Origin of the sequence: uncultured Holdemanella sp., from assembly GCF_958348295.1 — a bacterium.
In the GTDB taxonomy this organism is placed as follows: domain Bacteria; phylum Bacillota_I; class Bacilli_A; order Erysipelotrichales; family Erysipelotrichaceae; genus Holdemanella.
This window is the reverse complement of sequence record NZ_CATVYQ010000001.1, coordinates 15,946-32,282: the sequence shown is the minus strand read 5'-3', so window position 1 is coordinate 32,282 and position 16,337 is coordinate 15,946. Positions and strand designations below refer to the sequence as shown.

Below are 16,337 nucleotides of genomic sequence, written 5' to 3'. Positions count from 1 at the left end.
CTACATTACCCCCAAAACAAGTCCAAGAACAGCTAAAATAACACCTACAAGTCTAAAGCGATTTACAACCTTTTCTTCAGACCATCCACACATTTCAAAGTGATGATGTAAAGGAGCCATTTTAAAAATTCTCTTATGTGTTTTTTTATAATACGTAACCTGTATAATAACGCTGCAAACTTCTGCAACAAAAACAAAACCAATAATAATCAATAAAACTTCTTGTTTTAAAACCATCGCAACCGCTGCAATAAATCCACCTAATGCCAAAGAGCCAGTATCTCCCATAAAAATTTTTGCGGGATGCTTATTAAACTTCAAATATCCAAGTAAGGCAAAAATCACAAGGCAAATCAAGCATGCGACATTGTTTAATCCTTGAATAAACGCAAATATTGCGAATGGAACAAGTGCAATAACCATTTGACCTGCACAAAGTCCGTCTAAGCCATCTGTTAAGTTTACGGCATTAGTTTCAGCTGTAAACATTAAGAATACTAAGATAAAATAGAACCAAGATAAATCGATTGTGACATCAAAGATTGGAATCCAAATATCTGTTGTTGAATTTGTACGATATAAGAAGAAAAATACAACAGCTAGAATAGATTGTAGTAAAAATTTATGTGCTGGTTTTAAACCCTCATTATTCTTTTGTACAACAATAATATAATCATCAATAAAACCAACTACACCATAACCAACAAAAGCTAATAAAATAACTATTGTGTTTAAATCCAGTTTAAACGGTGTAAAGAAAGAACATACTACATATACAAGTGTTGGGACAATAATGAAGGCTAAACCACCCATGGTAGGAGTACCATTCTTTTTTTTATGACTGGCCAATCCCTCTTCTCTTTCTGTTTGTCCAAACTTAATTTTATGTAAATAATCAATCAATCCTGGCATAATCAACAACATAATGATTAATGTTAAAAGACACATGCCAAAGATCCATATATAATTTGAATTCAACATTCCTACGTCTCCTTTTTTTCAAAACACTATTATTATAACATTCTATTTAATGTTGAACAAATTTTAATTCGGGGGTTGAAACAAAGCCTTGTTCATGGTATTATAGTTAAGCGATTGCGTAAATGAAAGAAAAAGGAGGACATTAAGATGTCAAGAGTATGTGCAGTATCTGGAAAAGGTCCTTTATCTGGAAATAAACGTTCTCACTCAATGCGTGCTTCTCGCCGTAAATGGAACGTTAATCTTCAAAAAGTTCGTGTTGTAGTTGACGGAAAGCCTCAAACTATCCGTGTTTCAGCTAGAACATTAAAAACATTGAAGAAACAAAACGCTATTTAATTTTAGATAATTAGGATCCTTAAAAAAATTATGCATAAGATAAAAAAGAAGAGTTTTCTCTTCTTTTTTTCTTTTATCCATCTTTTACTTCAAATTTGATATAATCTATATACAGGATATTTCAATGATACACATGAATAAATTAAACAAAAAAGACATTAATGAATTACTAAATATGGGAATTAGTAAAAAAGAAATAGAAAACCTTACAAAAAAAGGTTTCACCAAAGAAGAAATGACACAAGCCCACAAATATAATAATGAAATCAAAAAAGGATCCTCTTTCATTGCATGAATCGCAGACATTATCACTTGGATCTTATCTTAAAAGAGCAACTTGCTGCTCTTTTTCATAATTCAATCGTATCCTTGGTATATATGCATCTATACACAATTGGACTATTCTTCTTTAAATATTCTTTTTGAAGCCAGTCTAAATATGTTCCAGGACTAATGATTCCTCGCATACTTAATACATCCGCGCCAAGTGTTCCTAAAACTAAGTCAGTAAATGACGCACAATTATCACCTAAAGCCCAATAAATGTGGAATTTTCCACTCTTTACTTTATAAAGCTTAGCCCCCGTACGATAATGAAGACGACTCGGATAATCCATCTCAAATTCTTTGAAACGATCATATCCATCTTCTTTTTCAATCTTCGTATACCAACGATATCCATTTTGACGAATAATATTAATTTCCCTTTCAATCCCCTCATTCTGTTTAGGTGTAGTATAAATACCATATTCAAAAATCGAATTGTTTTCGGCAGAAATCATATTTGGAATATATTTCTCTAAAGGTACCGTAAAAAAGATACCATCCCCAATCGTTTGATTTAAACGAAATGAATCACTATCATAATTTCCGTAGCTATATACTATATCGTCATACGCAAAACAAATATGTCCTACTTTTTGAAAGCCTTTTGGACCGACGTGAACAATCACTTTTAAGCGCACAACTCCATCATTTTTATGCGTGTTCAAATCTTCAGGTTTACCCTCTTCTAAATAATGGTTAATACTAGCTAAAGCTGCATCTGGAACCATTGCACAAAGAAAAGCTGGAAGTGTAATACGAACTTTACGTTTCCATTTATATTTCGTTAAAGGATTAATACCTTCACATCCATCACTCAAATAACGAGAGCCTAAAATCATAAAGTAAATGCCAAAAGCTTGCATCAATAGATTTGTATGAAAGTCTGGATTTAAAAGTAAATAAAATCCAAATAGTATATAGATAATTGTAAAAACAAAGTTAAAAAACTTCCCCTTTAAATGATTAATTTTATCAATCACAAGCTGAATGAAGCAGGCCGTACCACAAAGTATACAATATCCTCCAAAATTCACTCTCAAGATCCATTGTGGAATATACCGAAAGTTCATCAAGAAAAACATAAACGCAATAGATAATATGGAAAAGAAGAAGTCCTTATTCTTTTTGTTCTTTATAAACCGTATAAATAGAGTAGCTCCATTCACAAATAAAAACAGAATTGAAGCTCTTAAAATCATTGTAAAAACACGATTTGGAATCCATACCATAACGGCTCCAGCAATCATTAATATTGTACCAATCACAAAATTCATAGCTACATCATAAAACATAGACTACCTCCAATTGGTTTGAACACACAAAAAGCTACCTTCATCTACACGAATAATCCCTTTATCTTCAACTAAAGAATTACTTGTTGTATATATTTCTTCCATATGGATACGTCGTGAATCAAGTGGATATAAAAATCCAGATAAGGATAACACACCTTCTTTTATTGGATAAAAAGAAATATGGCGATATGAATTATCAATTTCATGAACACCTACATTCATGACAGATATTTTTTGATGATCATCAATCAACACAAGATTATTAAATCGATACATAGCTAATCGAATATTCGCAATCGTATGATCGATTCTTCCATGCATTCCTCCATATAGATAGATCGTATCATAATCTTTACATAAACGAATCGCAAGTTCTGAATCCGTTTCATCTTTCATAATGGGATGCCTTTCAATCGGACAAGTAATACGTTTTAAATCTTCTTCATTCAATGAATCAAAGTCTCCAACTGCCATTTTGATAGGAAGCTTTTGATCTATAATTTTTAGTGCACCCGCATCTACACCAATATAATCACAATCTTTAATCTTTGGTACAACATCAACAAGTGGTGTAATTAAAACAGCACAAGTCATAATTATCCAAGCATACCTTCAATTGTCTTGGCAATATCATTTTTAAATACATAACTACCCGCAACCAATGTATCACATCCAGCTTCTAAAGCCAATTTATAAGTATCTTGATTGATACCACCATCAATTTCAATACGATATGAAAGATTTAAATCTTCTCGTTTTTGTTTTAACCAAACAACCTTTTCAAGCATATCTTCCATAAATTTTTGACCACCAAAACCAGGCTCAACACTCATTACTAAAACAAGATCACAAGATTTTAATATACTTTCAAATGGCTCAATAGCTGTATTTGGTTTTACAACAATGCCACCCTTGGCACCTAAACGATGAATTTCATCCAATAGATTTTGAATTCGATTCACATCATTATCCAATGCTTCGGTATGAAAACTTACAAGATCTGCTCCATTCTTAATAAAGATTGGTGCATATTTTTCTGGATCCGTTACCATTAAATGTACATCCATAAATAGTGGACATGCCTTTTTAAAACCTTTTAAAATATCAGGTCCAAATGTTAAATTTGGCACAAAATGACCATCCATCACATCAAAGTGTAGCCACTTTGCCTTAGATGCCATTAATTCTTCTAATTGTGCACTCACATTGGAATAATCCAAAGATAAAATAGATGGTGCAATTACAATTTCATTCATAAATTCTTACCTCTTTGTTCCATAATATTTTTATAATCTTCATAAATTGTCTCATTGATTTCACCCTTTAAAACTGCTTCTTTTATACTACAATCTGGCTCATTCAAATGCTTGCAGTCTTTAAAACGACAAGTATGAATATAGGGCTTAAAATCAAGAATACATTCATCTAAATGACTCGTATCTAAGCGTGTAAAATCTAAGCTTGAAAATCCAGGTGTATCCGCTACTAAACCATCACACACATGGTGTAATTGGCAATAGCGTGTTGTATGTTTTCCACGCCCTAAAGCTTTAGAAATAGCTTGTGTCTGCAATTCAAAATCTGGATTTAGACGATTCAATAAACTACTCTTACCAGCTCCTGACTGACCACACAAAACAGACACCTTACCATTTAGGATTTCCTGCAACTCTTTATCATCACTACCTGGATTTGAAAAGACCACATCATATCCAGCTTTTTTATACTTATCTAAATCCGCTAAGATTTCATCTGGACTTTCTAACAGATCCAACTTAGTAACACAAATCACTGGCTTAACACCTGCAAGACCTACTAAAAAAATCAAGCGATTCAATAAATGACAAGAATAGTCTGGGTCTTTTAAACTTGTAACAATCAAAGCCTGGTCTACATTGGCAATGGCCGGTCTTAATAAGCGGTTTGTACGTGGAAGGATCTTATGGATTCGATATGAATCCTCAATTTTTTCATATTCTACAAAATCGCCCACAACAGGAGCCTGTTGTTGTCGCATTTTTCCTCTTGGCTTCGCAATAATCTCTTCTTTTTCATTTTGAATCGTATATTGATTCGAAATAATTTTTATAATTCTTCCTTGCTGCATATCAATCATAATACAATGTAACTACACTGTCTGTTCCTTCCTGTACATATTCTGTGCCAACATCTGGAGACACATTTACAACTTTATTGCTACCACTACCATCTGTAATCTTACTCAATACAACCGCAATACCTAAATTATTCAATTCATCTTTGGCATCCAATACATCTTTACCAAGCAAATCACTAGGAATCACAATGGAAGGATAGCTACTTACTACTAATGTTATTGTTTCTTTACCATCAGGATCAATTCTTGTTCCCGGAGTTAATCCTTTTTGTTTTAAAACAATACCTGGATCTAAATCCTTTTTACCCTTATACTCCACAACAATCTTCACATTTGGACAATTCTTTTTCAACTCATATTCTGCATCAACAAATGTTCCATCCGTAAAATCAGGTACTAGATAGGTAGATCCTTTTGAAACAGTTAATACAATTTTAGAATCATTTAAAATGACATCACCGTCTTTATACGAAGATTTAATTATTGTACCTTCTTCATACTTATCATTTGCCTTATACACATAGCTAACTTTTGAAGTATTAAAATGTGCATCCTGTAAAGTATCAATTGCCTCTTCTTGTGTTTGTCCAATCACATTTGGCATTGTCTGATAACCCAAAAAGCCGCTGATTTTAATAATTCCTGTAATACTTGCGATAAGCACTAAAACAACAATACCAATCACAATAGCTGCAGTAGTCATCAACACAGGAATCCAGTTTCTTTTTTTCTTATCATTTCTTTCTAGTTTGTCCTCTTCAAAATCGAGATGACCATTATCATATTTTACCAATTCTTTAGATGGATTTTGATCCACTTTGATACGTTTCATATCTCTATATTCAGGATCTAAACAATGAATCAAATCATAAAGCATCTCTTTACAAGATACATAACGTTGGGATAAATTTTTAGCAGTTGCCTTTAAAATAATATTTTCTACAGACTGCGGAATATTTGGATTGAAATCACGCACAAATGGCATTGGTTTTCTTAAATGTTTAATTGCGATTTCCGTTGGTGTTTTTCCTGTAAAGGGAACTTTACCAGTCAATAATTCATAAAATACAATACCTAATGAATAAATATCAACTTGTTCATTGGGTTCCTTTCCTTGTGTTGTTTCTGGAGCTAAGTAATGTGCAGAACCCATAACCGTATTATTGAAGGTCAATTGCACAGAACCATTTGCCACCGCAATCCCAAAATCTGTAATTTTTATCGTTCCATCATCTTTAACCAACACATTTTGCGGTTTAATGTCACGATGAATAATATTGTTTTCGTGCGCATGATTTATGGCACTCACCAATTGCTTCATGATGCCTATGGCCTCATCTACATCCAATGCACCTCTTTGTGCAATCAATTCTTTCAAGGTTCGACCACGAATAAATTCCATTACGATATAATGCATGCCTTCATATTCACCAACATCGTAAATATCAACTACATTCGGGTGTGATAAACGACTAGCTGCACTTGCCTCTCGTTGAAAGCGAACAAGTGCCATTGCATCTTGACTTAATTTATCACGTAGAACTTTGATTGCGACAATACGATTTAAAATCGTATCCTTTGCCTTATAGACATCCGCCATTCCACCTTGACCAATTAAAGACAAGATTTCATAGCGATTCGCTATCTGTTCCATCATCATATTATTGTTCTCCGTTATTCTCCATTAAGATAATTGTACAATTATCATATCCACCCGATTGATTGGCTCTGGCAATCAGTGTTTCTACTTTTTCCTGTAAAGAAAGTGCATCGTCATGAACAATATCCGAAATCACTTTCTTTTCCACATATCCATGTAATCCATCACTAGAAATCAATAGATATTTATATGTATTTTCAATCTTGTTGATGTCAATTCGAAATACATGCCATACTCCTAAGGCATTGGTCAAAGTATTCTTTTGCGGATGTATTTTTGCTTCATCTAAAGTGATTTTTCCTTCCTTCAACAATTGGGCAATCACACTATGATCTTCACTCATTTGAATCAATTCGCCATTATAATCCGCATAAATTCTTGAATCACCAACATTAAAAATAAAAGTTCCAATATGAGTCACTATAACACCAACAGCCGTAGTCCCCATACCTCTTTCATTTGGATTTTTTAAACTTTTTGAATAAATGAAATCATTCGCCTGATTTAAATTTTCACGAATCCAATTATCTACCTGTCGATCTTTTTTAAATACTGGAGACTTCATAAAAGCTTCATACATCGTCATAACGGCTGTATGACTTGCCACTTCTCCAGCCTTTGCCCCACCAATGCCATCACAAACAATAGCCATCCATTCATCATTAGCATTATGAGCAATACAATAATCATCTTCATTTAATTTTCTTACAAGACCTACATTCGTATTCGCAAAAACATTCATCTGACTAGATTCCTTCCTTTTTAATTTCCTTAATTCTTAACTGACCACAAGCTGCATCAATATCGTTTCCATGTTCTTTTCGAATTGTGCAACGCACATGATTCTTCATCAATAAATCATAGAAGACCATTGCTTCATCATGTGTTACTGATTTAAATCTTTTTTCATCCACCGCATTGTATGGAATTAAATTGACATATGCATTCATGCCATGTAAAAGCTTAGAAAGCTGTTTAGCATGTTCAGGACGATCATTTACGCCTTTTAATAAAATGTATTCAAACGTCAAACGACGATTGTTTTCCTTACCATAATATTGAATTGCCTCCATTAACTCTTTTAATGGATATGCATGGTTTACTGGCATCAATTGATTACGCAATTCATCATTTGGCGCATGCAAACTGATTGCCAAATTATATTGGGTGTGTTCATTGGCAAAATCATAGATTCTTGGAACAATTCCACAAGTTGAAATTGTGATATGTCTAGAACCAATACCTAAGCCACGATCATGATTAACAGTTGCTAAGAAGTTCATAACATTATCATAGTTATCAAATGGCTCTCCTGTGCCCATGACAACAATATGTGATAATCGCAAATCATCTTTATCCAGTTCTTTTTGAACATACATAATTTGCGCAACCATTTCACCACTTGTTAAATCTCTTTTTTTCTTAGTTAAACCACTGGCACAAAAAGCACATCCCATGTTACATCCAACCTGGCTTGAAACACACACACTTCTTCCATAATCAAAGACCATCATGACACTCTCTAATAGCGCTCCATCGCTGGTTTTAAATAAGAATTTTGTAGTTCCATCATGTGAAACTTGTTTTTTTATTAATTCTAAAGGATTCACAATAAAATCTTTCTTTAAGATTTCTCTTGTTTCCTTTGATACATTCGTCATTTCATCAATATCAAACACACGGTTACGATATAACCATTGAAAAATTTGATGTCCACGATAGGATTTCCATCCATGATCCAATGCATATTCGCACATTTGATCGTAATTTAAATTGTATAAACTTTCCAAAATAGCACCTCAATTTCTGTCCTTTATTATATCATTTACGCACTAGTTTTGCCATATAGAAGCCATCTTGTGTAGTATCACTAAATATTGTTTTTTCATCAACCAAACTAAATTCTTCATGGCTACGCAAAAACTTCTCAATCTGTTTCTCATTCTCTTTTTTATTCATTGTACAAGTTGAATATACGATTGCTCCACCAACCTTCACATATTGACATACATTATCAAGAATAGAATATTGCAACGGAATCAATGTATCCATATCTTCTGGAACCATATGTAACTTAATGTCTGGTTTTCTAGACAATACGCCATAACCAGAACATGGAACATCACATAAGATACGATCGTACATAATTGAACTTTTAAATGCAGTCGCATCTTGAACACCTGCATGAATAATATCAATTCCTAATCTTTTAGCATCGCTTTCAATCAAATCTTTACGATGTGCATGCAAATCATAAGCATCAATATGCCCTTTATTATGCATCATTTCAGCCATGGTCATACTCTTTGTTCCTGGAGCAGCACAACAGTCTAGAATCGTTTCATTTTCTTGAGGATCAACAAACTTGGCGATTTCAAAACTCCCCTCATCTTGAGCACTCATATAGCCTTTTTGATAGTATGGATGGTGGAAATAATCATTACCCGCATAAATATACAACGGGTCTTGAACATGTACGAACGCATCCAACTTAAAGTCATCTTTACTTGTTTTTAATGAGTTTCTTCGAACATACATCGGCAAAATATTCACACTTGCACTTGCCATCATTAAAGCTTGTTTGTCTCCATATTGACTGACCCACATTTTATAAAGCCAATCTGGTAAAGAATACTTTAATGCTACATTATCCGTTTCAATAGGTTTTACTTTATGCAAAACAGCATTTGTTAACCCTGCATATTTTGCATTGATCTTTTTAGCAATATTAACCGCATCATTAACAATCGCATAGCTTGGCACTTTATCTAAAAACAACAATTGATATGTACTCATTGTCAACAACACATCCATTTTAGGATTCACTTTATTCTTTACATACTTTGACCAGCATTCTTTACAATAACGATAATTTTGAATAGTTCCATAAAAGATTCTTGTTGCCAGAGCACGATCCTTTTCATCTACTTCGTGCAAATGATTTCTTAAATATAAATTGGAATAAACTTTTTTATTCACAACTTCATCTAAGGCCTTCCATATCCATTTTCTCATTCTATTCCTCCATCATAATTGGATGCATATTCACATCCACAACATATTTTGTTTCATCTAAATAATTTTGTACAAGTTTATGAAGCAATTCATCATCTTTAGATTTCAAAATCAATCGCACGCGATGCTTCTTTTGTTGCATGCGAATTTCAATTGGACCTAAAACACGAATTGAAGAAAAATGTTCTTTCGCAACACTTGCCATTTTATAAGCTTCACGCAAATCAAAATGCGTAAAAACCAAAGTACATAAGTATACATAAGGTGGATACATACCTAAATGGCGATAGCGCATTTCTTGATTAAAAAACATCTTATAATCATGCATTTTAACACATTGCATCACATAGTGATTGGGATCAAAAGTTTGAATCATGACTTGACCTTTTAAAAGGCCACGACCACTTCTTCCACTTGCTTGTTCTAGCATTTCATAAGCCGTTTCACTTGCACGATAATCATTTCGACAAAGCGCAGAATCTGCATTTAGAATTCCAACCAGAGTCACTCTTTCAAAATCTAAACCTTTCGCAACCATCTGCGTACCAATCAATAAATCTCCAGACTCCTCAAATTCTTTTAATAATTTTTCATGCGCATTCTTTTTTCGTGTGCTATCCGCATCCATACGAACGACATGATGATCTTTAAAGATTTCGACAATTTGTTCTTCCAATCTCTCTGTTCCCATACCGGCCTTAAAGTAATTTTTAGAATGACAATTTGGACATTCTTCGATAAATGGAAACTGCCTTCCGCAACAATGACACACTAAGGCATTTTGATTTTTGTGATACGTTAATGCTACGCCGCAATCTGGACATATACGAACATGTCCGCAATCGCTACAACGAACAACAGGAAGATACCCTCTACGATTCAAAAGTAAGATGACTTGTTCTTTTCTAGAAAGACGTTCATGAATGGCTTGAAGTAAAGTTTCAGATAAGCCATTTGTGATTCTTTCTTTTTTCATATCGACCAAACAAATATCCGGCATTTCATGAATGCGATTTTTAAGTTCAATCAATTCATACACATTCTTATAAGCCCTGGCATACGATTCTAAAGATGGTGTAGCACTAGCTAATACAACTTTACATTTATGATAAGCAGCACGAAATAATACAATATCACGCGTATGATATCTTGGTGTATTGTCTTGTTTATAGCTTGAATCATGTTCTTCATCCATTAAAATCAAACCTAATGAAGTAAATGGCATGAAACAAGCACTACGTGTTCCAACCACAATATCTACCTTATGGTCTTTTACTAAATTATATTGTTCTAATTTTTCCTGTGCATTCAATCCTGAATGATAGATCGCAATCTTTTGTTTAAATCGAGCCTGCACTCTTTGTATCATCATAGGTGTTAAACCAATCTCAGGAACAAGAAACAATACTTGTTTTCCAGAAGCTAGTACATCTTCAGCTAGCCGTAAAAAGACTTCCGTTTTACCAGAACCCGTCACTCCATGGAGTAAAGAAACCATTTTATTTGTATTTTGAATTGTTTGAATCGCACATTCTTGTTCAGTAGTTAACGAATGAGTCACATCCGCAATTTCACTTACACAAGTATTTGAATCTTTGATTCTTTTTTCAACCACAATATAGCCTTTATCCAATAATATTTTCGTAATAGATGGACTGACTTTTCTAAGTTCACTCATCTTACATGGATAGGTAAAACTAGATAAAACTTCTTTTTGTCGGGAAGTTAAAGGTAAGTTTGATTCATTCAATACCGCATAGTCTTCATAAATGATTTTTGAATGCTTGATAGTAGGGCGTAATGCGGGTGGCAGCATTGTTTTATAACATGTCACTTTCGAGCTTGCATAAAAACGAGCCATATAGTCAGCCAATAATTTTAATTCACTATTCAATAATGGCTTCTCATCTATGACTTCAATAACAGGTTTAATATTTTTAAAATCGCTTTCTACATCGACTTCTTCTACAAATCCTACAAGTGTACGATTGTTGAATTCAACACGAACTCGACATCCAACTTCAACATCCGTATCACAAGAATAAGTAAAAGTATTACGTAGGCGATTGTATTCTACATATACATTAATCAGCATGCATCTATTATAGCATTAATCTGGATTTGACATTGATATTTATTTTGGTATATTTGAACATAAGGAGATAGGTATGTATATTTTTCTTGGAATTTTAAACATTCTTTGTGGCATTATCATTGGATTGATCGTAAAACCTTTCAATAATCAAGTTGTGGATATTTGTATATCCTTGTTATTCTTTGTGAATGGAATCTTAGACATTCGAAAGGCCATTAAAAACTAGTAAAAGTCCAATCATAAACCATACTTCTTTCTCATTTCTTGAACGCCTAGTTTTGCATCTTTTGTCTCTCCAATATCAATTTGTTATTCAGAAATCGCAATATCTTGGTACATTTCAAGTTTTTTCAAAGTTGATTCATACTTTTCAATACTCATGATTACCATATCTCCATATCCGATTTTTTTGACATAAATCGGATATTTCAGAAATATTTTTTAATTCTTTAATTGGTATTATTTGTGGCATATTATTATCTCCCTTTTATGGTATCCTGATTGTTAATTTTGTAGATCAAGAATTAGCACAGAAAATTTATTCGACAAATTAAAAGAGTCAAAGCAATTTAATTCGCTTTGACTTTCTTTTGTCTTAATATCTCAAAACTAAATACAGCAGCTGCACTCGCTGAATCTAAAGCATTTCTAAAATCTCTTCCATATTCTACGACTATATTTTGTTTAGAGGCTGAAGTAATGGTTGAACTAAGTCCTCTTAAGGCTCCGCCTAAGCATAAACAAAAATTTGATTCAAATGCATAATCATATAATCCTACGGCATCTTTTCTATGGGCACACAAAATAGGAAGTTGATTCTTTTTACAATAGTCAACCAATTCTTCATCTGAATCCACAAAATAAATAGGTAGCTTTTCATAAGCACCGGCACTTGCCTTTAGAATGGTTTGTTCAGCAAAACTCCAGTCTCTTTTTGGAAGAATCATCGCATCACAACCAGAAGCATAAAGCGTTCTAGAAATACTTCCCAAATTATATGGATCTTCTACTCCGTCGATGTAACAAAGAAATCCATGGACATGTGTTTCAATAAGTTGAGGAATCTGTTTTTCTTCAGCTAGAAGTAACACTCCTCCATGTGTTTTACCTGTTGCCAATTCATTGATTTCATCACGCGAACAAAAAACAACTTCACACCCAAGACTTTTGGCAATTTTAGCCAAATATCTTGTATCTTTCGTATTCTTTTTCTTATCAATATAGAGTTTTTTACAATCACGAGACCCTGCTTCTAATAGGGCTTTGCAGGAAATGGCCCCTTCAAATATTTTTTCCATAGAACTATTATAATGGCTTTTATATTTTTTTTCTAGATGGTATTATATAAGGTATGGAAGGAGTCTTCTTAATGCATTTTAAATTAACCCAGGAAATGAAACAAAGAATCATCGTTTATTCTGCATCATTGATTATTGCGATCCTTTTCTTCACAATTTTAAATCGATTTAAAGATATAACACGAGCCATTCAATTCATGATAACAATTCTATTCCCTTTCCTTTTAGGAATTGGTTTAGCGTTTATATTGAATAATCCGCAAAAATGGGTTGAAAACAAATTATTAGCCAATGCCCCTATGCAGAACAAACACAAAAGAATCTTATCAACAGGTATTGTGTTTATTTTAGCCGTTGGATTTCTAATCTTGTTTTTCTCCGTTATCATACCGAATATGATTGATTCTGTGCGACAATTCTCTACAAATGTTGCGATCTATTCTGAAACTTTAATTAAATATACAAAAGATTTTGCGTACAAATTAAATATTTCAGAAAAACAAGTCGAACAAATATTGATCAATTTTGACATCACAAAGAAAATCACAAGTGTTTTAACGGAATCCATCCCTAAAATTGCTTCTTATTCATATAGCTTTGTGAAAGGATTTATCAATATTATTTTAGCTTTAGTTTCCGCATTCTATATTTTATTGGACCGTGAAACATTAGTAAAAGGAATCAAAAAATTAAATTACTCATTATTTGACAAAAACCTTGCGAACTATTTAACGCTATGGACAAACGATGCAAAGACTGTATTTGAACAATATATTGTTGGAAACATCATTGATTCATTTATTGTCGGTATCATCTGTTACTTTGGAGCCCTAGTATTAAAGCTTCCATATACAAGTATGATTGCCCTTATTATTGGTGTCACAAATGTAATTCCTGTATTTGGCCCATTCTTAGGAGCCATTCCCGTCATCATTATCTTATGTTTGATTGATCCATTCTCAGCCTTGATTTTTGCGATTTTTATCTTCATTCTTCAACAATGCGATGGAAACATCATAAAACCCATTGTTCTTGGAGATAAACTTGGAATGTCCGGCTTCTGGATCTTGTTCTCAGTTACAGTTGGTGGTGCATTATTTGGCGTTGTTGGAATGTTTCTAGGTGTTCCAGTTTTTGCACTTATTTATGCAGGCGTACATGATTATATTCAAGTTCGATTAAGAAACAAAAAAATCACAATCAACGATAAAGCAGGAACAATTGATTAGTTTCCTGCTTTTTACGTGCAATTTTAAAAAAAATGTGTATACTTATGTAAGTTAGGAGGAACTACCTTTGAATTTTATAGATATTATTTTAAATACAATACACGATACATGGGCTATGCTTCCACTATTGTATATTACTTATTGTATATTAGAAGTTTTTGAAAGAAAGAATACGCAAGACGACAAACTCTTCTTTGGACTACAAAGACTTGGACCTATTCTAGGTGCAATAGTAGGATTGATTCCACAATGTGGATTTAGTATTCTAGCTGCCATGTTGTTTGTTCAAAATAACATTACACTTGGAACTTTAGTCAGTGTTATGATTGCGACAAGTGATGAAGCCATTCCAATCCTTATTAGTAATCCTAAGATGTATTCATCTCTACTTGGTATTTTAGGATTAAAACTTGTCATTGCGATCATCGTTGGATTATTTACCGATCACGTACTATTTCGCCATCAAAAAATCCTCCGCTTCGAAGATATGGAAGAAGAGGATTATGATGAAGACGAATATGAGGAGGAAGAAAGTTCTGGATCAAGCTGTCCATGTTGTTATCCTGAATATCCATTATGGATCAGTGCCCTTTTGAGATCTTTAAAAATCTATGTATTCATCTTTATTACTAGTTTTATATTAACCTTATTAATGGAATGGATTGGAGAAAAAACATTATCCATGATTTTACTTCAAGATAATTTATTCCAACCAATCATTGCCGCACTATTTGGATTTATCCCTAACTGTGCAGCTACAGTTGTTCTAACTCAGCTTTATACAACTGGTGAACTTTCTTTTGGATCACTACTTGCAGGTCTTGTCACAAATGCAGGACTCGGTTTAATTGTCATGATTCGTTATGAAGCAAGAAAGAAAGACATTTTAAGAACCATTTCCATCTTATTTATAACAGGTATTATTGTAGGTATTGGATTTATGTTATTATAGCCACAATTGTGGCTATTTTTTTTATCTTCGTGGGAAGATCCAAATTTCAAAATGTTCTGTGTCATACCAAAACAAAAGAATAAGTATGGCAACAATCAACAAAACTACCGTAAAATATAGAGTACTCATCTTTTCCGAAAATTTGTCTGGATTCAATTCTGGATGTGCATCAAGTTTCACATCGTTTCTTTGCTATTTTATCAAGCCAACTCATAGTTACCTCTACTTAGACTAATATTGGAAAATGAAATGGAAATATATCAATTTCCGGATGATTCCATTGATACCAAAGCGCTAAAATTAATGCAGCTAGTAAGATGACAATTACATAGAATTTAATATCTTTCATTAATTTATTTCCCTTTTGTTCAAAATCATTCGAATTCAATTCAGGATGTTGATCTAATTCATCAATTCGTTTTTTCGTTGTTCTTTCAATCCAGCTCATAAAATGTACCCCTCTTTATTATATTTTAATCATTAAATTTAAATACAAATATGGTAAACTTGGTTATTGTGCTGGCCAAATAAGCACGAAAAAAGCTAGAAACTATTGCTTCTAGCTACCTTTTCCAAAAAATGGTGGGGACGGTGGGACTTGAACCCACACGGGATTTCTCCCAACGGATTTTAAGTCCGTTGCGTCTGCCTATTCCGCCACGACCCCATGTAATTGGAGGTTCCGATCAGATTTGAACTGATGATCACAGAGTTGCAGTCTATTGCCTTACCACTTGGCTACGGAACCGTAACTTGTTGATTTTTAATAAACGATGGTGGGGACGGTGGGACTTGAACCCACACGGGATTTCTCCCAACGGATTTTAAGTCCGTTGCGTCTGCCTATTCCGCCACGACCCCATGTAATTGGAGGTTCCGATCAGATTTGAACTGATGATCACAGAGTTGCAGTCTATTGCCTTACCACTTGGCTACGGAACCGTTTCGTTGACTGCCCATATATAATACCTCAACGAAAAATAAAAAGCAAGAAAAAAATTAATTTTTTTTACATTTTTTTAAAAACCAT

Annotated in this window: 17 protein-coding genes and 4 tRNA genes; 5 read left to right on the top strand and 16 right to left on the bottom strand. The window is 33.4% G+C overall.

Annotated elements, in window-relative coordinates; genetic code table 11:
- Entirely contained in the window at positions 1 to 981 is a 981-nt protein-coding gene (gene mraY, locus Q3907_RS00170) for a phospho-N-acetylmuramoyl-pentapeptide-transferase (RefSeq protein ID WP_295642777.1), read from the bottom strand.
- Positions 982 to 1,128: 147 nt separating this feature from the next.
- Here mraY and rpmB point away from each other — a divergent pair, with 147 nt between their 5' ends.
- Complete coding sequence (gene rpmB / locus Q3907_RS00165) at positions 1,129 to 1,320, top strand: 50S ribosomal protein L28 (protein WP_003865181.1); 192 nt, start codon at positions 1,129 to 1,131, stop codon at positions 1,318 to 1,320.
- A gap of 133 nt (positions 1,321 to 1,453) precedes the next feature.
- Positions 1,454 to 1,615, top strand: a complete 162-nt coding sequence (locus Q3907_RS00160) for a hypothetical protein (protein WP_301896630.1) — start codon at positions 1,454 to 1,456, stop codon at positions 1,613 to 1,615.
- 55 nt (positions 1,616 to 1,670) lie between these two features.
- On the opposite strand, the gene Q3907_RS00155 is transcribed toward Q3907_RS00160, so the two are convergent.
- From Q3907_RS00155 to priA, 9 genes are read right to left on the bottom strand one after another with little or no spacing between them, the layout of a single operon-like run.
- On the bottom strand, positions 1,671 to 2,939 hold the full coding sequence (locus Q3907_RS00155; RefSeq protein WP_301896629.1) for a DUF308 domain-containing protein: 1,269 nt from the start codon (positions 2,937 to 2,939) through the stop codon (positions 1,671 to 1,673).
- Positions 2,940 to 2,942: 3 nt separating this feature from the next.
- Positions 2,943 to 3,536 (bottom strand): thiamine diphosphokinase, encoded by a 594-nt coding sequence (locus tag Q3907_RS00150; RefSeq protein WP_295757771.1) that lies wholly within the window; start codon positions 3,534 to 3,536, stop codon positions 2,943 to 2,945.
- A 2-nt stretch (positions 3,537 to 3,538) separates the two neighbouring features.
- Complete coding sequence (rpe, locus tag Q3907_RS00145) at positions 3,539 to 4,198, bottom strand: ribulose-phosphate 3-epimerase (protein WP_301896626.1); 660 nt, start codon at positions 4,196 to 4,198, stop codon at positions 3,539 to 3,541.
- The gene (gene rsgA, locus Q3907_RS00140) at positions 4,195 to 5,058 is read right to left on the bottom strand and encodes a ribosome small subunit-dependent GTPase A (protein WP_295561348.1); all 864 of its coding nucleotides are present in this window, start codon (positions 5,056 to 5,058) and stop codon (positions 4,195 to 4,197) included. The genes rpe and rsgA overlap by 4 nt, the downstream gene beginning before the upstream one ends.
- Positions 5,051 to 6,718: a Stk1 family PASTA domain-containing Ser/Thr kinase gene (gene pknB, locus Q3907_RS00135; RefSeq protein ID WP_295642789.1), complete on the bottom strand. Its 1,668-nt coding sequence runs from the start codon at positions 6,716 to 6,718 to the stop codon at positions 5,051 to 5,053. The genes rsgA and pknB overlap by 8 nt, the downstream gene beginning before the upstream one ends.
- A 1-nt stretch (position 6,719) precedes the next feature.
- The gene (locus tag Q3907_RS00130; protein WP_295561345.1) at positions 6,720 to 7,460 is read right to left on the bottom strand and encodes a Stp1/IreP family PP2C-type Ser/Thr phosphatase; all 741 of its coding nucleotides are present in this window, start codon (positions 7,458 to 7,460) and stop codon (positions 6,720 to 6,722) included.
- A 4-nt stretch (positions 7,461 to 7,464) separates the two neighbouring features.
- A complete protein-coding gene (rlmN, locus tag Q3907_RS00125) occupies positions 7,465 to 8,508 on the bottom strand; it encodes a 23S rRNA (adenine(2503)-C(2))-methyltransferase RlmN (protein WP_301896624.1) in 1,044 nt (347 codons plus the stop codon).
- Between the two features lie 31 nt (positions 8,509 to 8,539).
- The gene (rsmB, locus tag Q3907_RS00120; protein WP_295642795.1) at positions 8,540 to 9,733 is read right to left on the bottom strand and encodes a 16S rRNA (cytosine(967)-C(5))-methyltransferase RsmB; all 1,194 of its coding nucleotides are present in this window, start codon (positions 9,731 to 9,733) and stop codon (positions 8,540 to 8,542) included.
- A gap of 1 nt (position 9,734) precedes the next feature.
- The gene (priA, locus tag Q3907_RS00115) at positions 9,735 to 11,828 is read right to left on the bottom strand and encodes a primosomal protein N' (RefSeq protein WP_301896622.1); all 2,094 of its coding nucleotides are present in this window, start codon (positions 11,826 to 11,828) and stop codon (positions 9,735 to 9,737) included.
- A 73-nt stretch (positions 11,829 to 11,901) separates the two neighbouring features.
- On the opposite strand from priA, the gene Q3907_RS00110 reads away from it, so the two are divergent.
- A complete protein-coding gene (locus tag Q3907_RS00110) occupies positions 11,902 to 12,054 on the top strand; it encodes a hypothetical protein (RefSeq protein ID WP_295642801.1) in 153 nt (50 codons plus the stop codon).
- A gap of 343 nt (positions 12,055 to 12,397) precedes the next feature.
- Here the strand turns inward: Q3907_RS00110 and Q3907_RS00105 are convergent, their stop codons facing one another.
- Positions 12,398 to 13,126, bottom strand: coding sequence for a TrmH family RNA methyltransferase (locus Q3907_RS00105; RefSeq protein WP_301896621.1), 729 nt, complete (start codon positions 13,124 to 13,126; stop codon positions 12,398 to 12,400).
- 71 nt (positions 13,127 to 13,197) lie between these two features.
- Between Q3907_RS00105 and Q3907_RS00100 the strand changes: the two genes are divergently transcribed.
- Positions 13,198 to 14,355: an AI-2E family transporter gene (locus Q3907_RS00100; RefSeq protein WP_301896620.1), complete on the top strand. Its 1,158-nt coding sequence runs from the start codon at positions 13,198 to 13,200 to the stop codon at positions 14,353 to 14,355.
- A gap of 67 nt (positions 14,356 to 14,422) precedes the next feature.
- Positions 14,423 to 15,307 (top strand): putative manganese transporter, encoded by an 885-nt coding sequence (locus tag Q3907_RS00095; RefSeq protein ID WP_301896619.1) that lies wholly within the window; start codon positions 14,423 to 14,425, stop codon positions 15,305 to 15,307.
- 226 nt (positions 15,308 to 15,533) lie between these two features.
- On the opposite strand, the gene Q3907_RS00090 is transcribed toward Q3907_RS00095, so the two are convergent.
- The 5 genes from Q3907_RS00090 to Q3907_RS00070 all read right to left on the bottom strand — a co-directional run bounded on the left by Q3907_RS00090 (position 15,534) and on the right by Q3907_RS00070 (position 16,249).
- Positions 15,534 to 15,755: a hypothetical protein gene (locus tag Q3907_RS00090; RefSeq protein ID WP_301896618.1), complete on the bottom strand. Its 222-nt coding sequence runs from the start codon at positions 15,753 to 15,755 to the stop codon at positions 15,534 to 15,536.
- Positions 15,756 to 15,887: 132 nt separating this feature from the next.
- A tRNA-Leu gene (locus Q3907_RS00085) sits at positions 15,888 to 15,974 on the bottom strand.
- 7 nt (positions 15,975 to 15,981) lie between these two features.
- Positions 15,982 to 16,055, bottom strand: a tRNA-Cys gene (locus tag Q3907_RS00080).
- Positions 16,056 to 16,081: 26 nt separating this feature from the next.
- Positions 16,082 to 16,168, bottom strand: a tRNA-Leu gene (locus tag Q3907_RS00075).
- A gap of 7 nt (positions 16,169 to 16,175) precedes the next feature.
- Positions 16,176 to 16,249: transfer RNA gene (locus Q3907_RS00070), tRNA-Cys, on the bottom strand.
- Positions 16,250 to 16,337 lie beyond the last annotated feature (88 nt).